The sequence below is a fragment of the Mesorhizobium sp. Ca11 genome (assembly GCF_020165275.1).
Taxonomy (GTDB): Bacteria; Pseudomonadota; Alphaproteobacteria; order Rhizobiales; family Rhizobiaceae; genus Mesorhizobium.
The window spans coordinates 124,358-143,872 of record NZ_JAIUHU010000015.1 but is presented as its reverse complement, the minus strand read 5'-3'; the positions used below and the strand labels follow the sequence as shown (position 1 = coordinate 143,872).

24 protein-coding genes and 3 pseudogenes are annotated in these 19,515 nt (G+C 62.9%); 21 read left to right on the top strand and 6 right to left on the bottom strand.

The window, feature by feature from the left end; all coding sequences use genetic code 11:
• Positions 1–198: 198 nt before the first annotated feature.
• The gene (locus tag LB538_RS23685) at positions 199–684 is read right to left on the bottom strand and encodes a hypothetical protein (RefSeq protein WP_095766686.1); all 486 of its coding nucleotides are present in this window, start codon (positions 682–684) and stop codon (positions 199–201) included.
• Positions 685–872: 188 nt separating this feature from the next.
• On the opposite strand from LB538_RS23685, the gene LB538_RS23680 reads away from it, so the two are divergent.
• Together LB538_RS23680 and LB538_RS23675 are read left to right on the top strand one after the other, a co-directional pair.
• Positions 873–1,238, top strand: a complete 366-nt coding sequence (locus LB538_RS23680; protein WP_140846294.1) for a RidA family protein — start codon at positions 873–875, stop codon at positions 1,236–1,238.
• A gap of 118 nt (positions 1,239–1,356) precedes the next feature.
• Entirely contained in the window at positions 1,357–2,595 is a 1,239-nt protein-coding gene (locus LB538_RS23675; RefSeq protein WP_224532200.1) for an amidohydrolase/deacetylase family metallohydrolase, read from the top strand.
• A gap of 204 nt (positions 2,596–2,799) precedes the next feature.
• Here the strand turns inward: LB538_RS23675 and LB538_RS23670 are convergent, their stop codons facing one another.
• A complete protein-coding gene (locus LB538_RS23670) occupies positions 2,800–4,590 on the bottom strand; it encodes an NAD(P)/FAD-dependent oxidoreductase (RefSeq protein ID WP_224532201.1) in 1,791 nt (596 codons plus the stop codon).
• A gap of 40 nt (positions 4,591–4,630) precedes the next feature.
• Here LB538_RS23670 and LB538_RS23665 point away from each other — a divergent pair.
• Positions 4,631–4,906 (top strand): annotated as a pseudogene (locus LB538_RS23665) (winged helix-turn-helix domain-containing protein); the annotation flags it as partial.
• 251 nt (positions 4,907–5,157) lie between these two features.
• Here LB538_RS23665 and LB538_RS23660 read toward each other — a convergent pair.
• Positions 5,158–5,757 (bottom strand): invasion associated locus B family protein, encoded by a 600-nt coding sequence (locus tag LB538_RS23660; protein ID WP_224532202.1) that lies wholly within the window; start codon positions 5,755–5,757, stop codon positions 5,158–5,160.
• A gap of 95 nt (positions 5,758–5,852) precedes the next feature.
• Here LB538_RS23660 and LB538_RS23655 point away from each other — a divergent pair, with 95 nt between their 5' ends.
• The 10 genes and pseudogenes from LB538_RS23655 to LB538_RS23610 all read left to right on the top strand — a co-directional run bounded on the left by LB538_RS23655 (position 5,853) and on the right by LB538_RS23610 (position 12,544).
• Entirely contained in the window at positions 5,853–6,110 is a 258-nt protein-coding gene (locus LB538_RS23655; protein ID WP_224532203.1) for a hypothetical protein, read from the top strand.
• 81 nt (positions 6,111–6,191) lie between these two features.
• On the top strand, positions 6,192–6,515 hold the full coding sequence (locus tag LB538_RS23650; protein ID WP_224532204.1) for a hypothetical protein: 324 nt from the start codon (positions 6,192–6,194) through the stop codon (positions 6,513–6,515).
• Positions 6,516–6,764: 249 nt separating this feature from the next.
• Complete coding sequence (locus LB538_RS23645) at positions 6,765–7,232, top strand: NUDIX hydrolase (protein WP_224532205.1); 468 nt, start codon at positions 6,765–6,767, stop codon at positions 7,230–7,232.
• Positions 7,233–7,377: 145 nt separating this feature from the next.
• On the top strand, positions 7,378–7,701 hold the full coding sequence (locus tag LB538_RS23640) for an ArsR/SmtB family transcription factor (RefSeq protein WP_095769286.1): 324 nt from the start codon (positions 7,378–7,380) through the stop codon (positions 7,699–7,701).
• Entirely contained in the window at positions 7,698–8,102 is a 405-nt protein-coding gene (locus tag LB538_RS23635) for an SRPBCC domain-containing protein (protein ID WP_095769285.1), read from the top strand. Before LB538_RS23640 ends, LB538_RS23635 begins: the two co-directional genes overlap by 4 nt.
• A 78-nt stretch (positions 8,103–8,180) precedes the next feature.
• Positions 8,181–8,573, top strand: a pseudogene (locus LB538_RS29385) (VOC family protein).
• Between the two features lie 39 nt (positions 8,574–8,612).
• Positions 8,613–8,846 carry a hypothetical protein gene (locus tag LB538_RS23625; protein ID WP_095769283.1) on the top strand — a complete coding sequence of 78 codons (234 nt, stop codon included), beginning with the start codon at positions 8,613–8,615 and terminating at the stop codon, positions 8,844–8,846.
• Entirely contained in the window at positions 8,846–9,289 is a 444-nt protein-coding gene (locus LB538_RS23620) for a DUF1801 domain-containing protein (RefSeq protein ID WP_224532206.1), read from the top strand. The genes LB538_RS23625 and LB538_RS23620 overlap by 1 nt, the downstream gene beginning before the upstream one ends.
• A 78-nt stretch (positions 9,290–9,367) precedes the next feature.
• The gene (locus tag LB538_RS23615; protein WP_224532207.1) at positions 9,368–9,766 is read left to right on the top strand and encodes a DUF1801 domain-containing protein; all 399 of its coding nucleotides are present in this window, start codon (positions 9,368–9,370) and stop codon (positions 9,764–9,766) included.
• A gap of 300 nt (positions 9,767–10,066) precedes the next feature.
• Positions 10,067–12,544: an EAL domain-containing protein gene (locus LB538_RS23610; RefSeq protein WP_224532208.1), complete on the top strand. Its 2,478-nt coding sequence runs from the start codon at positions 10,067–10,069 to the stop codon at positions 12,542–12,544.
• Here the strand turns inward: LB538_RS23610 and LB538_RS23605 are convergent.
• A pseudogene (locus tag LB538_RS23605) lies at positions 12,541–13,099 on the bottom strand (GNAT family N-acetyltransferase). The gene LB538_RS23610 and the pseudogene LB538_RS23605 sit on opposite strands and share 4 nt — an antisense overlap.
• A gap of 188 nt (positions 13,100–13,287) precedes the next feature.
• Here LB538_RS23605 and LB538_RS23600 point away from each other — a divergent pair.
• Positions 13,288–13,743, top strand: a complete 456-nt coding sequence (locus LB538_RS23600) for a DUF2214 family protein (RefSeq protein ID WP_140636930.1) — start codon at positions 13,288–13,290, stop codon at positions 13,741–13,743.
• A 9-nt stretch (positions 13,744–13,752) separates the two neighbouring features.
• On the opposite strand, the gene nth is transcribed toward LB538_RS23600, so the two are convergent.
• The gene (gene nth / locus LB538_RS23595) at positions 13,753–14,583 is read right to left on the bottom strand and encodes an endonuclease III (protein WP_411909053.1); all 831 of its coding nucleotides are present in this window, start codon (positions 14,581–14,583) and stop codon (positions 13,753–13,755) included.
• Between nth and LB538_RS23590 the strand changes: the two genes are divergently transcribed.
• Positions 14,582–15,076 carry a DUF2244 domain-containing protein gene (locus LB538_RS23590; protein ID WP_224532210.1) on the top strand — a complete coding sequence of 165 codons (495 nt, stop codon included), beginning with the start codon at positions 14,582–14,584 and terminating at the stop codon, positions 15,074–15,076. The two genes, nth and LB538_RS23590, sit on opposite strands and share 2 nt — an antisense overlap.
• Positions 15,077–15,107: 31 nt before the next feature.
• On the opposite strand, the gene LB538_RS23585 is transcribed toward LB538_RS23590, so the two are convergent.
• Complete coding sequence (locus LB538_RS23585) at positions 15,108–15,287, bottom strand: hypothetical protein (RefSeq protein ID WP_224532211.1); 180 nt, start codon at positions 15,285–15,287, stop codon at positions 15,108–15,110.
• 115 nt (positions 15,288–15,402) lie between these two features.
• On the opposite strand from LB538_RS23585, the gene LB538_RS23580 reads away from it, so the two are divergent.
• From LB538_RS23580 to LB538_RS23555, 6 genes are all read left to right on the top strand, one after another.
• Positions 15,403–16,308, top strand: coding sequence for a methylated-DNA--[protein]-cysteine S-methyltransferase (locus tag LB538_RS23580; RefSeq protein WP_176477139.1), 906 nt, complete (start codon positions 15,403–15,405; stop codon positions 16,306–16,308).
• A 237-nt stretch (positions 16,309–16,545) separates the two neighbouring features.
• The gene (locus LB538_RS23575) at positions 16,546–17,019 is read left to right on the top strand and encodes a hypothetical protein (RefSeq protein WP_224532212.1); all 474 of its coding nucleotides are present in this window, start codon (positions 16,546–16,548) and stop codon (positions 17,017–17,019) included.
• 23 nt (positions 17,020–17,042) lie between these two features.
• Positions 17,043–17,435 carry a hypothetical protein gene (locus LB538_RS23570; RefSeq protein WP_140546269.1) on the top strand — a complete coding sequence of 131 codons (393 nt, stop codon included), beginning with the start codon at positions 17,043–17,045 and terminating at the stop codon, positions 17,433–17,435.
• Entirely contained in the window at positions 17,402–17,953 is a 552-nt protein-coding gene (locus tag LB538_RS23565; protein ID WP_224532213.1) for a hypothetical protein, read from the top strand. The genes LB538_RS23570 and LB538_RS23565 overlap by 34 nt, the downstream gene beginning before the upstream one ends.
• Positions 17,928–18,410 carry a hypothetical protein gene (locus LB538_RS23560; RefSeq protein ID WP_095769274.1) on the top strand — a complete coding sequence of 161 codons (483 nt, stop codon included), beginning with the start codon at positions 17,928–17,930 and terminating at the stop codon, positions 18,408–18,410. Before LB538_RS23565 ends, LB538_RS23560 begins: the two co-directional genes overlap by 26 nt.
• 196 nt (positions 18,411–18,606) lie before the next feature.
• Positions 18,607–19,512, top strand: a complete 906-nt coding sequence (locus LB538_RS23555; protein WP_224532214.1) for a ribokinase — start codon at positions 18,607–18,609, stop codon at positions 19,510–19,512.
• The last annotated feature ends 3 nt before the right edge of the window (positions 19,513–19,515 follow it).

Below are 19,515 nucleotides of genomic sequence, written 5' to 3'. Positions count from 1 at the left end.
CTGTCCGAAAGGACGACCAGGATTCATTCGGTCTCCTTCCCACTTCAACCATACACCAGAACCAACACACAGGATTCTAGGGTCTGCGCGCGTCGCTTCGCTCCTTGCTTCGCCCTAGAATGACGAACCAACTGGCGCTTCGGCTGAGCTCCACAATGGAACGATTTGCCAACGCAGGCGGCGTCCGATAGCTCCTTCCTAGCTGCCCAGCGGATGCGGCATGTAGCCGACAAAGCCGGCAATCTTCCAGCGTCCGCCGACCTTGCGGCAGAAGTAGAGCGTCTGCCACTTGAGCCGGTCGACGCCGCCGTCGGCCTTGGCGACCGAGCCGTCGAACTTCTTGTGCAGCACCGCGCGGTCGCCGTCGACGTCGATGTCGCGCATGTTGGTGACGCGAAACAGCGCTTCGCGCAGCGGCTCGGCGAATTTCGTCGCCGCGGTTTCCTTGGCCTGCCGCAGCCATTCGTCGCGATAGACCTCCAGCCGGGGGAACTGCAGCCGCCAGGCATCTGCATTGGCAAGGAAATGCGCATGCATGCCGAAGAAGCTTTCCGCGATGAAATCGTCCTCGACCATCGACCAGTCCTGACCGAGGAAGGCGTCGATATCGCGCCGCACCAGCATTTCCCACAGCGCGTGGCGGTCGGCATCGCCTTCCGGAAACGGATTCTTGTCGAAGGTCATGCCGATCTCCCTCATATGCGCGGCCGATTTCAAGCCGCGTCGAGCGCAAGATGCTCAGGCTTCTGTAATAAAGCAACATGGATTTCGAAAGAATGTTGCTTTCCGACATTGGCTCTAGGAGGATCGTGCCGACAGGCGTAGACGGCTATGTAACCCCGGTTCCCGTCGTCGATTGAAGGAGGCTCCCCTTGTCCAAGCAGTGCTTTGGGAAATCCCACGTTCCGCTCTCGCCCGCCGTCCGCGCCGGCGATTTCGTCTATATTTCCGGTCAAGTGCCGGTGGGCAGCGACGGGCTCGTGATCAAGGGCGGCATCGCCGAGCAGGCCGAGCAGGTGCTGCAGAACGTCAAAGCGGCCCTGGCGCTCGCCGGCTGCACCATGGACGATGTGGTGAAGACCACCGTCTGGCTGGAGGACGCGCGCGATTTCGGCACATTCAACACCGTTTATGCAAAACATTTCCCGAAGGATCCGCCGGCGCGGACCACGGTCGAATCGCGCCTGATGATCGACATCAAGATCGAAGTCGAAGCCGTCGCCTATCGGCCGGTCTGATCGCCCGCTCGGATCGCTTGAAACAATTCCAGGAAAAGTGCTTAGCGGTTAGTTCGGCGACTTCGCCGTACCTTCCGTCCGGAATTGCGTGAAACGAACAAACAAAGCGAGGGCACCGATGCAGTTCGATCTCCTGATCAAGGGCGGACGCCTCATCGATCCCGCATCGGGCCTGGACGCGCCACGCGATGTTGCCATTGCCGATGGCCGCGTCACCGCGATCGACGCCGCCATCAATGCCGAGGCGGCGAGTGAAGTCGTCGATGCCAGGGATTGCATCGTCACGCCCGGCCTGATCGACCTGCACAGCCACGTCTATTGGGGCGGCACCTCGCTCGGTGTCGACGCCGACCGGCTCGCCGCCAAGAGCGGCACCACCACCTTCATCGACGCCGGCAGCGCCGGCGCCGGCAATTTCCTGGGTTTTCGCCGCCACGTCATCGAGCGCTCGAAGGTCCGCATCCTGGCTTACGTCAACATCTCCTTCGCCGGCATTTTCGGCTTTTCCAACACGGTGTCCGTCGGCGAATGCAGCGATCTCAGGCTCTGCGAGCCGCGCGAGACCGTGGCGGCAGTGCGCGAGCATGCCGACGTCGTCGTCGGCGTGAAAGTCCGCTCCGGCAAGCATGCCGGCGGCTCGAGCGGCATCGCGCCTGTCGACCTCGCGCTCGAAGCCGCCGACAAGGCCGGCCTGCCGCTGATGGCGCATATCGACGAGCCGCCGCCCGGCCGCTCGGAGGTGCTGCCCAGGCTGCGGCGTGGCGACATTCTCACCCATTGCTTCCGGCCGTTCCCCAACGCGCCCGTGTTCGCCTCCGGCGCGGTGCGGCCGGACATGCGCCTGGCGCGCGAGCGCGGCGTCATCTTCGACATCGGCCACGGCATGGGTTCCTTCGACTTCGAGGTGGCGAAGGCGATGCTCGCCGAAGGCCTGGCGCCCGACGTCATCTCCAGCGACGTGCATCTCTACTGCGTCGACGGTCCGGCCTTCGACATATTGGTCTGCATGTCGAAGCTCATGGCCCTCGGCATGCCGTTGGTCGAGGTGCTGCGCGCGGCGACGCAGCGGCCGGCGGAGGCGATCGCAAGGCCGGAACTCGGCGCGCTGAAGGTCGGCGGCACCGGCGATGTTGCCGTGCTGAAGCTCCAACCCGGCCGCTTCACCTTCGTCGACGCCGTCGGGGCGTCATTGGTCGCGGATCAGCGGCTGGTCTCCAACGGCATCGTCATCGGCGGCAAATGGTGGCCGAACGAAACGACGGATTACAACGAGACGGAGCGCTTCGAGGCCCATTCGCATCACACGCATGTTGATGTGGCGGCGAGGCATTTTGGCCCCTCATCGTCGTCATTCTAGGGCGGAGCGACGCGAAGCGGAGCGCAGACCCTAGAATCCATGCCGTGACTGTCACCGAAGAATGCAGCGGTGCAGAATGGGGCTTGAGACGCCCGGCGAAGAATCCCGTCCTGGTCCGCTTGCGCACGTCACGAATGTCACGGCATGGATTCTAGGGTCTGCGCCGCGTCGCTTCGCTCCTTGCTCCGCCCTAGAATGACGAAGCTAGGATCGCGAATTACTCGGCTCCCCATACACCGGCGTCGCTATCCCCTCCATGCGCGCCTTGAGCTGCAGCGCCACATATTTCGAGTAGAATCTCGACAGCGCCAGATTGCCGCCGTGGAACCATAGCGCTTCCTGTGCCGTCGGCTTCCACATGTTGCGCAATTCGCCCTGCCACGGACCGGGATCGCCCTTCACGCCGGAGCCGAGGCCCCAGCACGGGCCGACCTTGTCGGCGACCTCGCGCGAGACGATTCCCGCAACTGTCTCGTTCATCGACTGATAGCCGGTGCAGCAGATGATTGCGTCGACGGCGAGTTCGCTGCCGTCGTCGAACAGGATGCCGTCCGGCGTCAGCGACTTGATGCTGACACCGCTCTTCACCTGGATCTCGCCGTTCAGGATCAACTCGCAAGCGCCGACATCGATGTAATAGCCCGAGCCTGTCCGATAGGCTTTCATCAACAGTCCTGTCTCGTCCTCGCCGAAGTCGATGGCGAAGCCGCTGTTGCTGAGGCGCTGGTAGAAATCCGCGTCGCGCGCCCGGATCACATCATAAAGCGCCCGCTGGCCCTTCGGCACCAGCGCGAAGGGCGTAGAGGCCACGATCATGTCGGCCTTGTCGGTGGTGATGCCGCGCGCCAGCGCCTTTTCCGAGAAGATCTCGAAGCCGATATCCATCAGCGTGTCGGACTTCACCACCGTCGTCGGCGAGCGCTGCACCATGGTGACCTTGGCGCCCGCTTCCCACAGATCGACGCTGACATCGTGGCCTGAGCTTGCAGCACCTATCACCGCCACGCGCTTGCCGCGAAACTTCTCGCCGGTGGAATATTGGCTGGAATGCAGAAGCTCGCCCTTGAAGCTGTCGGCGCCCGGCAGCTCGATCTGCCGCGGCGGGCCGTAGGCGCCGGTAGCGAAGACGATATGCTTCGGCTTCAGCGTGATGCGCTGGCCGACGCGGTCGACCACCACGGTCCAGACTTTTTCGGCCTCGTCATAGGCGGCGCTGATGCATTTGGTGGCGACCCAGTAGTTCAGCTCCATGACGCGGGTATACATCTCCAGCCAGTCGCCCATCTTGTCCTTGGGCGTGAAGACCGGCCAGTTTTCCGGGAACGGAATGTAGGGCAGATGATCGTACCAGACGGGATCGTGCAGCACGAGCGAGCGGTATCGGTTGCGCCAGGAATCGCCGGCGCGCGCGTTCTTCTCGATGATCAGCGTAGGGACGCCGAGCTGGCGCAGCCGGGCGCCGAGCATGATGCCGCCCTGCCCGCCGCCGATCACCAGGCAATAGGGCTGCTCATGCACGCCGAGATCGCGCGCCTCGCGTGCCCGTGCTTCCGCCCAGGTCTCGCGGTTCGGGTCGGCCTTGTAGCGGATGCCGAGTGGCCGCGCCGGCCCCTTCCGTTCCTCGAACCCCTTGAGTTCGCTCATCGCCGTGAATAGCGTGCGGCAGCGGCCGTCCTTGAGCCGCAGGATCCCCTCGCCGCGCGCCACCGCCGTCTCGAATGTAAACCAGGCTTCGACGGTGCCGTCGTCGACGCTGGGCTCTCCGGACAGCCGCCAGTGCGAGGGCTGCGCCAAGTGGAGCGTGGCCTTGAGCATTTCGCGGATCGCCGCCTGCCCTTCCATGGTCTTGATATTCCAGGTGAAGGTCAAGAGATCGCGCCAGTAGCAATCCTGCGCGAAGAGGTTCGTCGCCGCCTCGATATCGCCGGCCTCGAGCGCCCGGCCGAATGAGCCGAGCCAGGTTGCCGCCTGTTGCGATGGTGCGATGTCGAGCATTTTTCTTCGTTCCCTTTTTGTTCGAATTCTTTTATCCTTTTCGGTCGACCTTGTGAAGCGCATCGTCACGGTCGAGGACAAGGAAGTGAAACTGTCGCCCAAGGAATACGACATCCTGCGCATGCGCGTGCAATATGCCGGCAAGGTGCTGACGCATCAGTTCCTGATGAAGCAGATCTGGAACGACTCGACCGACGTCCAGTATCTCAGGGTCTATGTGCGTCAGCTGCGGCAGAAGATCGAGAAGACGCCGGACCAGTCGCGCTACATCATCACCGAGACGGGAGTGGGATACCGTTTGCGCGAGGTTGAGTAGCTGAGGCAAGCCGTGCTGGTTGGCCGAAACCTTCCAACTTCGTCATCCCTGGGCGGAGCAGCCGCGAAGCGGCGTCGCGGAGACCCTGGGATCCATTCCGTTACCTGGATTGTAGAGCGCAGCGGCGCAGAATTCTGCACCGTGAGCAGCGCTCCTATGTCACGGAATGGATCCTCGGGTCTGCGCGCGTCGCTTCGCTCCTTGCTCCGCCCGTGGATGACGAAGCGTTCAGCCGGCCGGTCTTCGACAACCTAGTCCGCCGATAGATCCGCCGTCCGCGCCAGAGCGCTGCCGAAGCCGTTAAGCGAGATGGTGAAGGAAATCGGCTGCGCAGTGTCGGCCGCCGTGGCGTTGACCTTCAGCGTGGTGCCGTTCTGCAGCAACGGCGTGATATTGGCGTCGAACGTCACCGGTACCAGGCAACCTACCGCCTGGCAGGTGTTGAACTGCAACGTGCCGTCCAGCTTCTTGTCGTCGATTTCGAACGAGATCCCGTTGGCCAAGGCAAGCCCGAAGGGCAGCGCCAGCGTGCCGGCGGCGTCCTCACCGGTCTTGGTCGTCAATTCGATCGCCAGCAGCCGCTGGCCACTCTGCTTGTTGAACTGCTGATGCGACAGGCTGCAGACCTTGTTGGTGCCGGTGACCTGGCAGTTGACCGTCCAGTCGCCATGCGTCTCCGACAGCGCCGAGGCGCCGCCCGGCAGCTGCGGCTTGGCCGCTGCGTCGCCTGACTGAGCGGCCGCGGGCGCCACCTTGTCGGCCTTATTCTGCGCGGCAACTCCCGCTGCCGGCACACCGGCAATGCAGGCGGCTGCCAGCATCGCCGCGAGATACGCGTATTTCGTCCTCATGAGATCCCTTCTTAGCCGCCGCCCGCGTCAGCTAAAAGCTGACCTTCAGAGACACGCTGACCGCATTCTGCTTGACCGTTTGCCCAAAGGCGTCGTTGTACCTGACAGCCAACCCGACGCCGTTAACGCCATCGAGCTCCAGCCCGGCGCCGACCCCGATAGAGGGGCGAATCGATGGCTTCCGTCAAGTGCAATGCGGGATTGCCGGGCAGATTCTCGGCGGCGGCGAAACCCCCTCGATCTCCCACTGCTTGGTGGAGAACTCGACGCCGGCCTTTCCGCAGATGCGGGAACTGGCGATGGCGCTGACCGGGATGTCGGCCCCGATCTCCAGCGCCGGCGTCCCGGCATAGCCAATCGCCCGGCGTCGGTGAGCCGCATCACGTTTCGCGGTTACCCATGGCGTTATTGGCTGCCCGCATTATATGAAATGCATGGTTTTTTGTATGGGAGCCGCGCGGATGCTTCGTCACAGTCTGGCTGTTCTTGCAGGCGCAGTGCTGGCGGCCTCGGTTTATCTGATTGCGCCGTCTTATGCGCAGATCGTCATCCCGACGAACCGCAATGCATTGGTGCAGCAGAATGAGCTGCAGCAGTTGCAGAACCGCTTGCAGCGGCAGCAATACCAGCAGCAGCAGCAAATCTATCGCGAGCTCGACCGGCCGGCCCCGCCCAGGAGCCAGCCCGATGTGCCGGTATTTGACAAGACATGCCGGATGGAAGCGGTCGGCAACACGATTTCCAGGGTTTGCCGCTGACATTTTGTTTTTTTCAGTTTATTAGCCGACTTACTTGCCGGCAAAATGCCGGATTGCAAGGGCGGTGGTTCTAGAGCAATTCCAGGAAAAATGTGACACGGTTTTCCGTCAGGAATTGCGTCAAAACTAAAGAGATGGAGCGGGTCGCCGTTTCCGTGAAACGGTGAAACGCTCTAGAGTTTGCAGGAGGACAGGTTTTTGCCCGCGCGGATAGCGTATGGCAGGGATGCTGCTCTGACGGAATTTGGAATGGCAACAACCAAGAAGAAAGCAGTCCGCAGAGCCAGGAAAGGCCAACGCATCCGCCAGGTGGCGGCCATTCCATATCGGGTGCGAGAAGACGGCAATCTCGAAGTGTTGCTGGTCACCTCACGCACCACGCGGCGCTTCATTGTGCCAAAAGGCTGGCCGATGAAGGGCAAGAGCGGGCGCAAGGCGGCAACGATCGAAGCCCGCGAGGAAGCCGGCGTGCTCGGCAGGACGCTGAAGCAGCCTGCCGGCACCTATTCCTATTGGAAACGCATGCCCAACGGCTTCATTCGCGTCGACGTTGTGGTCTATCTGCTCGAGGTCGCCGAGGAGCTTGCCGATTGGCAGGAAGCCGCGAACCGGCAGCGCGCATGGCTTCCGGCGGTCGACGCCGCCCTGCTCATCGACGAACCGGACCTTTCCACGCTGCTGAGGGATTTGACCGTTCCGTCAGCAAACGCGGCATAAGCAACCATCTTTTCAGTGCCGTCCGGCCGTACCGGCGTGCCGGCCCACGGCCGCGGCTTCAGGTGCGCGTCCTCATTCGCTGCTTGACTCATGCATATCCCAATGGTTATACGTCAATCAATAGCCAACGGGTTATCGGTTAAAAATGACGACCGCGCATGACATGCTGTTCAGGACGCTCGCTGATCCGACGCGACGCGCCATCTTCGAACGCCTCTGCCGTCAGGGCGAGCAGACGGTCGGGGCCCTGACCGCCCAGGCCGGGGTGTCGCAGCCGGCGGTGTCGAAGCATCTGGGCATCCTCAAGGAAGCGGGACTGGTGCGCGACCGCCATGAGGGTCGCCAGACCCATTACAGTGCCCAGCTCAAGGCGCTCGCGCCGTTGATGGACTGGACGCGCCACATGGCGGGGTTTTGGGAAAGCCGCTTCGACGATCTGGAAGACCTGCTCAAAAGGATGGATCAATGAATGAGGCCGCAACGCGCTCCGTCATCGTCGAGCGCGAGATACCTTTTCCGCCAGAAAAGATCTGGCGCGCGCTCACCCAACCGCATCTCATCGAGGAGTGGCTGATGAAGAACAGCTTCAAGCCGGTCGTGGACCATCGCTTCAACATGAGCGCCGAATGGGGCGGCGTCGACTGCCAGGTGCGGACGGTCGAGCCCAACCGAACCCTGTCCTACAGCTGGGACACCAAGGATCTCGAGAGCGTGGTCACCTGGACGCTCACCCCGACGGGCAAGGGCACGCATTTGCGCATGGAGCAGGTCGGCTTCCGCACCGACCAGGAGCCGTATTACCGCGGCGCCACAGTGGGCTGGAAACGCAACTTCACGGCCCTGGAGCAGCTGCTTTCGCGGATCGATTGACGTCCGCCGAAGCCTCAAAAGACAGACACGGTCCCGGCGGGGCGGCAAACCGCAGGCGTAAGCAATGGAGACACCAAAATGAAGATCAAGCTGACCAGCATCTATGTCGACGACCAGGAAAAGGCCCTTGGCTTCTATACCGAAATTCTGGGCTTCACCAAGAAGGCCGACTTCACCAATGGGCCGTTTCGCTGGCTGACTGTCGTCTCGCCTGACGATCCGGACGGCACCGAACTGCAGCTGGCCCTCAACGACAATCCGGCGGCAAAGACTTATCAGCAGGCCATCTTCAAGCAAGGCTAGCCGGCGCTGATGCTGTTCACCGACGACATCAAGAGCGACCATGAGCGCATCAAGGCCAATGGCGGCAGTTTTGCCATGGCGCCGACCGCGGTGACCGGCGCGACCATCGCGCAGCTCAACGACACCTGTGGCAACCTCATTCAGCTTTCGCAACTGGCGCACTGGTAGAGAGCTCGATCCGTATCGTCATTCGCAAGGGAGGTTATATTGAACTGGAGCAAGTGGATCAGGCAGCTTCACCGCTGGCTTTCGATCATCTTCACCGTCACCGTCATTGCCAATTTCGCTGCCATGGCCATGGGCCCGCCGCCCGCCTGGATCGTCTATTCGCCGTTGATTCCGCTTTTCCTGCTGCTGTTCAGCGGCCTCTATATGTTCGTGCTGCCCTATGCCGCCAGATGGCGCGGGGAGCCGGCGGGCGAGCGCACGGGATCGGCCTGATGGCAAAGACGAAATCGAAGGCTGCCGGATCCGCGGACGCCAAACCTGTCCTGCTTTCGGGCGGCAACCCGCAGATCGCCAAGGGCCATGGCGATGCTCCGGTGCAGGCCTATATCGCGGCGATGCCGGGCTGGAAGAGCGAGGTCGGGCGCCGGCTCGACCAGCTCATCATGCAGGCCGTCCCTGGTGTGCAAAAGGCTGTCAAATGGAACTCTCCCTTCTACGGCATGGAAGGCGAAGGCTGGTTCCTCGGCATCCATTGCTTCGCCAAATACATCAAGGTGGCGTTCTTCCGCGGCCTGTCGCTGAAGCCCGTGCCGCCTGTCGAATCCAAGAGCAAGGACACACGCTATTTCCACATCCACGAGAACGAGCCGATCGACGAGGAGCAGTTCGTCTCCTGGGTGAAGCAGGCAAGCCGGCTGCCCGGCGAACGGATGTAAGCGCACGAAAAATCAAGCGCCATCTCCCCGAAAGGGCCATGGTGGCGATCTCTTATTCAGCATCGAGGAGAACCGGACATGCAACAAGGCGACGTACAGGACGGCAAGTCTGCGTCCGAACTGATCGACGGACGGATCAAGGAGCTGGGCGACTGGCGGGGCGAGACGCTTGCCCGACTCCGCGCTCTTATCAGGGAGGCGGCGCCCGAAGCCGTCGAGACATGGAAATGGCGCGGCGTCCCGGTCTGGGAGGATGCCGGCATGATCTGCACCGGCGAGACTTACAAGGCCGTCGTCAAGCTGACCTTCGCCAAAGGCGCGGCGCTGCCCGATCCCAAGAAGCTCTTCAACTCCAGCCTGGAAGGCAACACCCGGCGCGCCATCGATTTCAAGGAAGGCGACAAGATCGACGCCGACGCCCTGAAGGCGCTCGTCCGCGAGGCCGTTGCGCTCAACAAATCCAAGACCAGGCGCTGAGACGAGACTGTCGCGCGGCGCTATCGGATTGATGTTGCCGGCTTTTCTTCCGCGCCCTCGCACCGTAAACCGATATTAGGCACGAAATATCGGCATCAAGCGTGTAAGCGTCCTTCTGTTGCTGAGCAATAACTCATGAAACAAATACTGGGCAAATTTATCGACCGTTAATCCAGGCACGTTATTTGGATTGATGTCGCCAGTAACCGGACGACATGTGGGGAAGAACATCGTCTCAACCGGCGGATGAGCCAGTCGGACAGACACCGAGGGGGCCTGCGCACGGGCCATGGGAATGGGATGAAGCTCTCATCGACCGATGCCGCCCCGCGTCTCATCGGGCTGGTCTGGCCCTTCGTCGCGGTCGTCCTGATCCAGGCGCTGATTGCGACTCTCAGCCTCCACACGTTGTCAGCCGTCCGCGCCTATGTCGGCGGCGAAAGCCAGTGGTCGAAGGGGCAGAAGCACGCCATCTATTTCCTCAGCCTTTATGCCGACACCGGCCGGGAAGAGTATTTCAGCGAATATCGTCAGGCCATCGCCGTGCCGCTGGCAGATCGCACCGCGCGGCTTGCGCTCGAACAGGCTGAGCCCGACACGCATGCGGCCAGACTTGGCTTTCTCGGCGGCAACAACCATCCCGACGATGTCGCCGGCCTGATCTGGCTGTTCCGGAATTTCCGCGGCGTCAGCTATCTCGACACGGCGATCCGCCACTGGACGGCTGCCGACGAGATGATTCTCGCAATCCAAAGACTTGGCGACGACATGCATCGCAGGCTCGAAAAAGGGCCGCCATCGTCAGCCGAGATCGCTCTCTGGAAAGTGCAAATCCACCAGATCGACCATCGGATCGGGCCGCTCGCCAAGGACTTTTCGGACAGTCTCGGCGAGGGATCGCGCTTCATCAAGACGGCGCTGACGGCGGCCAATCTCGCGACAGCCGCGCTGCTTATCCTGCTCGCCGTCTGGCGCACGCGAAAGCTGATGAAACAGCGCCAGGCATTTCAGACAGCCCTCAGCGCCGAGCGCGAGCGGGCTCAGATCACATTGGCCTCGATCGGCCAGGCTGTCATCAGCACCGATGCCAAGGGGCGGCTGGACTATATGAATGCCGGAGCGGAAAGGCTGCTTGCCTGCTCTTTAGCCGCCGCCAAAGGCAGATCGGTCGCCTCGTTGTTCCGGCTCGTGGACAAGGACAGCGGCGTCGAGGAGACCGATCTGATCCCGCGCCTGCTGGCGGGCGAGCCGCGCCGCTCCAATGTTCGCCCGCAGCTTCTGGAGCGCCCCGACGGTTCGGTCGTGCCGGTGGCGCTGAACGGCGCTCCGCTGATCGTTTCCGGCTCGATCCTGGGTTGCGTCCTGGCCCTGCAAGACATGACGCGCGAGCAGGACTATATCGAACGCCTGTCGTGGCAGGCATCGCATGATGCGCTGACCGGTCTCGTCAACCGCCGCGACTTCGAGAAGCGTCTGGCGAGCGCGATCTCAGAAGACCCGGAAAAGTCGCGCCGGCACGCGCTGATGTATCTCGATCTCGATCAGTTCAAGCTGGTCAACGATACCTGCGGCCACGCCGCCGGCGACCAGTTGCTGCGCCAGATCTCGGCGCTGCTCGCCAACGAGCTGCCGCCCGGCGACATCCTGGCGAGACTGGGCGGCGACGAGTTCGGCGTGCTGCTCTTCGATTGCGATGCCGACTGTGCCGCCGCCACCGCCGAACGGTTGCGCGCCACGGTCCAGGATCTGCACTTCTCCTGGGAAGGGCGTCCCTTCAACATCAGCGTCAGCATCGGCATGGTCGAGGTCGCCAATGTCGGCATGACGCTGGAGGAGGTGCTGCGCGCCGCCGACGTCGCCTGCTACATGGCCAAGGAAAAGGGCCGCAACCGCGTCCAGCTCCACAGCGACGGCGACACCGCACTTCGCGAGCGCTTCGGCGAGATGGCCTGGGTGCAGCGCCTGCATGCTGCGCTGGATGAGAACCGCTTCCGGCTGCATGCGCAGGAGATCGCGCCGTTGCGCGACGATATTGCCGAGGCAGGCGCGCATGTCGAAATCCTGCTCAGGCTGACCGACGAGGACGGCAGCTTCGTCACCCCGCAGAGCTTCATTCCGGCGGCGGAGCGCTACGGACTGATGCCGGCGATCGACCGCTGGGTGGTACGCAACGCCTTCGCCATATTGGCGTCGCGACGCACCGATCCGCACGCGGCGCCGATATCCACCTGCGCGATCAATCTCTCCGGCGCCACATTCGGCGACGAGACGTTTCTCGGCTTCATGCGTGAGCAGTTCGCCGCGCACGCCATTGCGCCCGAAACGATCTGCCTGGAGATCACCGAGACCAGTGCCATCGCCAATCTGACCGAGGCCATGCGCTTCATAGCCGATCTGCGCAGCCTGGGCTGCCGCTTCGCGCTCGACGATTTCGGCTCCGGCATGTCGTCCTTCGCCTATCTGAAACATCTGCCGGTCGACTACCTCAAGATCGACGGCGGCTTCGTCAAGGACATGCTCGACGACCGCATCGATCGCGCGATGGTCGAGATGATCCATCACATCGGCAAGGTGACGGGAAAACGCACCATCGCCGAATTCGTCGAAAGCGATGGCATCGTCGAAGCCTTGAAGGCGATCGGCGTCGACTACGCGCAGGGCTATGCCATAGCGAGGCCTCAGCCATTCGACGCGACGACGGTGCTGGGCAGCCATCCAGGTGCAAAGGCGGACGCGTGGAACGGAGTGGCAGGGGCCTTGCGCCGCAAGGCGGGTTAAGCGCTTTGCTTTCCGGATCCGGCCTGCCGTTCCAGCAGGATCGTCGGCTTCTCGTGGTAGGTGGTCCGCAAAATTTCTTTATAGCCGTTCCTTTCGGCCACCTTCTGCGAAGCGCCGTTTTCCGGATCGATGATGCAGACGGTTCTTGCCTGTCCGAACGTCTCGTCACTCCAGGCGACGATCCGCCTCACGACTTCTCGCAAGCCCTTGGCCATGCGCCTCCGAGGCCAGCGCCCAGCCGGCCTCCGGCACGCCTTCGAGAGACGGCACGATCTCGCGCTTGAGGTCGTGGAAGCCGGCCTCGCCGATAAAGCTCCCCCTCGCCTTGTCCTCGATCGCCCAGAATCCATAGCCGATCAGCGACCATAGGCCGGCATGGCGCAGGAAGCGCATCCAGCTCTCCTCCCGCGTGCGCGGCTTGCCGCCGATGAAACGGGTGACGGCGGGCTCCGCCCACATGGCGGCATAGGCTTCAAAATCGTCCAGCCTGTGCGGCCGCAAAACGGTGCGCGCCGTTTCGAGAAGCGGCACGCCGGCTTCGATCTTGATGCTCATGGCATTGCCCTCCATTGACGCGACCGCGCTTAGCAAAACAGCACGCTCGATCAAGAGCCAGGCCAATGCGTTGGCTCTTCCAGCCATAAAAGCCATGGCACGGCAGCATCGCTATGGGCTTTTCGCCCGGCGATGCTAGTTTGCGCGCGAAGCCGACCCAGAAACGCAAGTCGACCGAAGGAAGAACCATGGACACCACAGACCTGTTGCTGGCGATCGCGCATCACCTTCTGGTGTTCTCGCTGGCCGGCATCATCGGCGCCGAGTTCGTGCTGGTGCGCGGCGATTTGGCAGCGGCGACGCTGAAGCGCCTTGCCGGCATCGACCGCCACTACGGCATCATCGCCGCGCTGATCGTCATCGTCGGCATCTGCCGGGTGTTCTTCGGTCTGAAGGGCTGGGAATTCTACGTCTACAATTGGGTGTTCTGGGCAAAGATGGCGGCCTTCGTCATCGTCGGCCTGCTGTCGATTGTGCCGACTATGCGCTTCCTCTCCTGGAACAGGCAGGCGAGCGGCAATCCGTCTTTCGCGGTGCCGGCGGCGGAATTGGCCTCGGTGAAGAACTATGTCCGCGCCGAGGGCTTTATCTTCCTGCTCATTCCAGTTTTTGCCGCGGCCATGGCGCGCGGCTACGGATATTAGAACACCACCCTAGGCCTCGACCGGAAACGTCTCATCCAGCGGCGCGATCGGCACCAGCGGGGCGGGCACGTCGGTGGTCTTTTCCTTCGACTTGCAGATGTCGGCGATGACGCAGACCGGGCAATCGGGCTTGCGCGCCTTGCAGACATAGCGGCCATGCAGGATCAGCCAGTGATGCGCATGGCGCATATATTCGGCGGGGATGACCTTGAGCAGCCCCTGTTCGACCTGATCCGGCGTATTGCCGGGCGCCAGCCCGATACGGTTGCCGATGCGGAAGATATGCGTGTCGACCGCCATGGTATGCTGGCCGAAGGCGACGTTGAGCACGACATTGGCGGTCTTGCGCCCGACGCCCGGCAGCTTCACCAGCTCATCGCGATCCTGCGGCACCTGGCCTGCATAATCGTCGATCAGCGCCTTCGAAAGCGCGATCACGTTCTTGGCCTTGTTGCGCCACAGACCGATGGTGCGGATATAGTCGCCGACCTTGGCCTCGCCCAACGCCAGCATCTTGGCCGGCGTGTCGGCCGCGGCGAACAGCGCCTTCGTCGCCTTGTTGACGCCGGCGTCCGTCGCTTGCGCCGACAGCACCACCGCGACCAGCAGGGTGAAGGCGTTGACATAGTCGAGCTCGCCTTTCGGCTCAGGCCGCTGCACGGAAAAGCGCCGGAAGATCTCATGCACCTCGGCGGGGCTGTAGAGCGACCGCGTGGCGGCTTTTCGCGTCCGTCGACCAGGCGCCCGGCCGTCGCTCGCGATAGCGGCCTGAGGTTTTTTGACAGCTGCGGATTTTTTCGACTTGGGAGGCGCCATTTCCCTCCTATAATATTCCCTCATGAGCGACACAAACGCCTCGTTCCAGGCCGACGAGCCATTTTTCCAGGCCTTGCTGACGCCACACCGCTCGCTCGGCCGCACCGGCTTCCTGATCCTGATGGGAGCGCTTCTGTTCGGCTGGGCGGTCCCCGGCGCGTTCTTCCTGGCGCATGGCGCCTGGCCGGTGTTTGGCTTCTTCGGCCTCGACGTGGTCGCCGTCTACATCGCTTTCCGCGCCAATTACCGGGCTGCGCGCGCCCGTGAGGAAATCTCGGTCTCGCGCACCAGTCTCGACATTCGCAAGACAGCGCCTTCCGGCCGCTCGGAAAACCATCGCTTCAACCCGTTCTGGACGCGGTTCTCGATCGCCCGCCATGCTGAGATCGGCATCACCAAGATGGCCGTCGAGGCGCAAGGCAAGAGTGTCGCGATTGGCGGCTTCCTCAATCCCGACGACCGCGAAAGTTTTGCCACCGCCTTTTCGCGCGCGCTGGCGGCCGCCAAGACGCGCTGATACGTCCAGTGTCTTCGCCCGGATGCAAATCTTAGCCCGAGGTTGCCGCCGACCTTGAGCCTTGAGAATCATAGTCGATCTTGCGCACCGCCTCGTCGGCAAAGCGATCCTGGAGCAGCGAATTGGCCAGCCGGCTCTCCAGCGCCTTGCCGTAGAGCGTCATCAGCAAGGTCTCTCTTGCCCCGGTCAGATCAACCTTTTCGACGGTCATGATCGTCCTCTTCGGCGCGAAGCTGACTCTATCTGGGTGCGGATGGCGGGAAGGCAAGTTTCGGGTGGTGGCAAAGCTCTGGAGGACCGATATTCGCGGTCAAGGAGATATTGCCATGAACGCTCAGATGACCATGAATACGCGGATGAAACCAACCGCGATCCTTGAGAACGACATCACGCCGGAAGGCAGCGACTACGACGTCGTGCGCCGCGCCATCGAGAAGATCAGCCTCGACTATCGCGACCAGCCCTCGCTCGAGGTGCTGGCCGAGGAAGTCGGCGAGACGCCTACCGGCCTGCAGAAACTGTTCACGCGCTGGGCCGGCCTGTCGCCCAAGGCCTTCCTGCAGGCGGTGACGCTCGACCACGCGCGCAGGCTGCTCGATTCAGGCATGCCGCTCCTGGAGACCTCGTTCGAGCTCGGCATGTCCGGTCCCGGCCGGCTGCACGACCTCTTCGTCACCCATGAGGCGATGTCGCCCGGCGACTATAAGACCCGGGGCGCGGGTCTCACCATCCGCTACGGCTATCACATCTCGCCTTTCGGCATCGCGCTCATCATGGTCACCGACCGGGGCCTGGCGGGCCTCGCCTTCTGTGACGCCGGCGGCGAGCGGGCTGCCTTCGCCGACATGTCCGGCCGCTGGCCGAACGCGACTTACGTCGAGGACATGTCCGCCACCCAGGCTTACGCCGCGCGGGTCTTCGACCCGACGCAATGGCGCGCCGACCAGCCGCTGCGCGTGGTGATGATAGGCACTGATTTCCAGCTTCGCGTCTGGGAAGCATTGCTGCGCATCCCGATGGGTAGGGCCTGCACCTATTCCTCGATCGCGGCAAGCATCGGCGCGCCAAGCGCGAGCCGGGCCGTGGGCGCGGCGGTGGGCGCCAACCCGATGTCGTTCGTGGTGCCCTGCCACCGGGCGTTGGGCAAGTCCGGCGCGCTCACCGGCTATCACTGGGGCCTAACGCGCAAGCGCGCCATCCTCGGTTGGGAAGCGGGACAAGTGACGTCCTGAAAAACAATCGATTTTTTCGCGCCTCCTTGCGAAAAACCGCGCATCAAATATAAAGCGGCACAAGCCAAACAAATAAACAGCCTTGTTCATGAAATGCAACCGGCGACAACCTCCGGTTATCGCCGCTTTCTTTGAAGTTGCTTTCCGTTGTTATTTCACTTAACGCTAAATTAACCACGATAAAGAGAAGATAACCCTACATTGAGCCGCATTATCCGGCTCGAAAGCGGGGTCTCAATGAAGTTCTTTCGCGCCGTCACGGCTGCGAGCGTGCTCGCCGCCTGCGGCGGCCAGGCAGCATCGGCCGCCACCACCGGAAATGTGCTGTTCAATGGTACGATCACCGCGACCTGCACGGTCACGATCAACTCCAACGGTACGATGACCGCCAGCAGCAATCTTCAGTCGCTGAGCTCGCATAATGCCGGCGGCTCAGCCGGCAGCGCTCAGGTCGATACCACGGGCGGCGTCTCGCTCAGCGTAGACCCGGTAACCACGACGACCGTGCCGGCTTCGGACGTTACGGCGACGACATGGACCCCCACCTTCGCCACTTCCGGCGCCCAGACGATTGCGGAAACCGGCACTGCGACGGCCCTGACGGTGCCAGGCACATCCACGGTCGCCGTCAATCTTTCCGGCACCAAGAGCGGCACGAACCGCTTCTCCGCCGGCAACTACCAAGCAACGGTGACGCTGCGCTGCGAATAGTCTTGTCGCGAAAGGAGTGATCCTTGAGAACGATTGCAATTCTGGCGGCGGGCCTGACTGCCGTGCTGTTTCCCATCGCCGCGACCGGCCAGTCGATGACGCCGATGCGGGGTGAGGTGCGATCCTTCGCGGATGCCTTCGCCGTTCGTGTCTTCCCAGGCAACCCGTATAACCAGCGCATACGTGTCGAGGTTCATGTCTATGACCAGGATTTCCAGCCGGTCGACGCCAAGATCACGCCAAGCGCCTTCCTTCTGGCCGGCCAGGCGTCGCGTCCGGTTCTGGTGGTCGTCCCGTTCGACGGCGCGAACGAGCGCAAGGTGCGTATCTGTACCGAGAGTATCCCCTTTCCAAGCGAGCAGACCCAGATAAGGGCACAGATATGCGGAAAGTTTTTCGGGCATCGCAGGTTCTGACCTTGTCCCTGCTGTCCGCCTTGGCTGTCGTAAGTCAGGGGCTTGCCGAGGACATCCTGAACCTGAATCAGAACCAGACCGGTTTCAGTCTGCCCGGCGTCAGCCTGCCTCAGGGCCAGGACGAGGTTCATGCCAGCGACGGCACGACCTGCCGCTCAGCCGTCTCCGGCAGCGGCGCCTATCTCGACCTCGGCGTCATCCGGGGCAACAACAGCAGCAATCAGGCCAATAGCGACATCGCAACATACGGCCGCGTGGTGATCCCGATCGGGCAGACGCCGAAACGCGTCGATTGCAGCCGCCTCTACGAGCTGGAAGTCGAGCGCCTGCAGCTTGAATTGAAGCTCCTGAAAATGGGCCTTGGCGCCGATGGTCAGACAACGGGGAGCACGACGGGCATCGCTGCCACGGCTTCCGAGGCTCCTACGGCTCGCTCGGCCGCATCGGCGGGATGGGCCAACGAAGGCTGGAGCATCAGAGGCACGACCGGCAATGAAAAGAAAAAGAAGAGGAAATAGCCGCGCGCTGCTTACGACGGCAGCGCTTGCCGGCTTCTGTCTCCCAGCACAGGCGGCGATCATCGGCACCTGCACCATCATGATCGGTGCCTCGGGAACGATGAAGTCGAACCCCTCTATCAACATATTCGGTTCCAAGCAGGCGGGCGGGTCGAGCGCCGGCGCCACCATCATCGCGAACTCGACGCTGTGTTCGATCCTGAACCTGCTAGACTGCTATACCGTCTCCGCGCCGGCGCCGATCGCCTTCACGTCGGCTCCGAGCGGCGGCGACACCGACGTCTCTTTCGCCTCAGTCTTCCGCCTCGACGGCTCAGGGCTGGATAACCCAGGCGGCTCGCCGCAGCGGCTGACCAACGGCACCCATACCATCCAGGTCGATCTGACCGCCACGAAATCGCCGGGCATCTTCCCGGCCGGCAGTTACCAGGCGGAGGTCACTGTCCGTTGCGAATGATGCTGTGGGCCAGACCGCGCCAGCGACGACATGATCTGGCAACCGGCGGGCTTTGCGGCTAGCTTCGCGCCCAGCCTGCAATTCCAGGGGAAAAAACACGCCATGCATTTCCCCTGGAATTGCGCAAGAAAGCAGAAGTCTTGGAGCAGGTCCGCCTTTCAGCACAGGCTGACCCGCCTCACCGGGAGGCAGTTTTTTGATTATCGTTGTCGGTTCGATCAACCTCGACCTCATCGCCAATGTCGACCGCTTGCCGGAACCCGGCGAGACGGTGCGCGGCTCCGGCTTCGCCACCGCGCCCGGCGGCAAGGGGGCCAACCAGGCGCTGGCCGCGGTGCGCGCCGGCGCGCAAGTGCGCATGGTGGGCGCGGTCGGCAAGGATAGTTTTGCCGCCGAGGCGCTCGCCCTTCTCAGGGCCGGCAATGTCGATCTGTCCGGTGTCGGCGAGACCTTCGCCTCCACCGGCACGGCGTTGATCCTGGTCGGCGGCGACGGCGAAAACGTCATCGCCGTCGTGCCGGGCGCCAATGATTCGGTTGTGCCGGGCGATGTCGCCAAGGCCTATCTCAAGAAAGGCGACGTCGTGCTCCTGCAGCACGAGATCCCGTTGCAGACGGTCGAGGCCACGCTCGACGCGGCGCGCGCGGCGGGCGCCGTCAGCGTGCTCAACACCGCCCCCTTCCGTGCCGAAGCCGCCGACCTCCTCGGCAAGGCCGACTATGCCGTCGCCAACGAAACCGAGTTCGATCTCTATGGCGAGGCGCTCGCGCTTTCGGGGCGCGACCGCCCGGCCCGCATGCGCGACTATGCCAAAAAGACAGGCCGCATCATCGTCGTCACGCTCGGAGGCGACGGGGTGCTGGCCGCCACACCGGGCGATTTCCTTGCCGTTCCGGCGCTGAAGATCACCCCGGTCGACACGGTGGGCGCCGGCGATACGTTTTGCGGCTATTTCGGCGCCGGCCTGTCGTCCGGTCTCTCACTTCAGGATGCGCTCACCCGCGCCGCCGCGGCCGGGTCGCTCGCCTGCCTGAAGCCAGGCGCGCAACCGGCCATCCCACTGGCCAAGGATGTCGACGCGACTTTGGCGGGCACCCGTTGAGCG

Excerpts from the sequence above, each read along its gene's own strand:
- LB538_RS23685 (WP_095766686.1), bottom strand. The coding sequence starts at position 684 with ATGACCTTCGACAAGAATCCGTTTCCGGAAGGCGATGCCGACCGCCAC.
- LB538_RS23675 (WP_224532200.1), top strand. The coding sequence starts at position 1,357 with ATGCAGTTCGATCTCCTGATCAAGGGCGGACGCCTCATCGATCCCGCA.
- LB538_RS23670 (WP_224532201.1), bottom strand. The coding sequence starts at position 4,590 with ATGCTCGACATCGCACCATCGCAACAGGCGGCAACCTGGCTCGGCTCA.
- LB538_RS23660 (WP_224532202.1), bottom strand. The coding sequence starts at position 5,757 with ATGAGGACGAAATACGCGTATCTCGCGGCGATGCTGGCAGCCGCCTGC.
- LB538_RS23650 (WP_224532204.1), top strand. The coding sequence starts at position 6,192 with ATGGTTTTTTGTATGGGAGCCGCGCGGATGCTTCGTCACAGTCTGGCT.
- LB538_RS23645 (WP_224532205.1), top strand. The coding sequence starts at position 6,765 with ATGGCAACAACCAAGAAGAAAGCAGTCCGCAGAGCCAGGAAAGGCCAA.
- LB538_RS23640 (WP_095769286.1), top strand. The coding sequence starts at position 7,378 with ATGACGACCGCGCATGACATGCTGTTCAGGACGCTCGCTGATCCGACG.
- LB538_RS23635 (WP_095769285.1), top strand. The coding sequence starts at position 7,698 with ATGAATGAGGCCGCAACGCGCTCCGTCATCGTCGAGCGCGAGATACCT.
- LB538_RS23620 (WP_224532206.1), top strand. The coding sequence starts at position 8,846 with ATGGCAAAGACGAAATCGAAGGCTGCCGGATCCGCGGACGCCAAACCT.
- LB538_RS23615 (WP_224532207.1), top strand. The coding sequence starts at position 9,368 with ATGCAACAAGGCGACGTACAGGACGGCAAGTCTGCGTCCGAACTGATC.
- LB538_RS23610 (WP_224532208.1), top strand. The coding sequence starts at position 10,067 with ATGAAGCTCTCATCGACCGATGCCGCCCCGCGTCTCATCGGGCTGGTC.
- LB538_RS23600 (WP_140636930.1), top strand. The coding sequence starts at position 13,288 with ATGGACACCACAGACCTGTTGCTGGCGATCGCGCATCACCTTCTGGTG.
- LB538_RS23590 (WP_224532210.1), top strand. The coding sequence starts at position 14,582 with ATGAGCGACACAAACGCCTCGTTCCAGGCCGACGAGCCATTTTTCCAG.
- nth (WP_411909053.1), bottom strand. The coding sequence starts at position 14,583 with ATGAGGGAATATTATAGGAGGGAAATGGCGCCTCCCAAGTCGAAAAAA.
- LB538_RS23585 (WP_224532211.1), bottom strand. The coding sequence starts at position 15,287 with ATGACCGTCGAAAAGGTTGATCTGACCGGGGCAAGAGAGACCTTGCTG.
- LB538_RS23580 (WP_176477139.1), top strand. The coding sequence starts at position 15,403 with ATGAACGCTCAGATGACCATGAATACGCGGATGAAACCAACCGCGATC.
- LB538_RS23575 (WP_224532212.1), top strand. The coding sequence starts at position 16,546 with ATGAAGTTCTTTCGCGCCGTCACGGCTGCGAGCGTGCTCGCCGCCTGC.
- LB538_RS23565 (WP_224532213.1), top strand. The coding sequence starts at position 17,402 with ATGCGGAAAGTTTTTCGGGCATCGCAGGTTCTGACCTTGTCCCTGCTG.
- LB538_RS23560 (WP_095769274.1), top strand. The coding sequence starts at position 17,928 with ATGAAAAGAAAAAGAAGAGGAAATAGCCGCGCGCTGCTTACGACGGCA.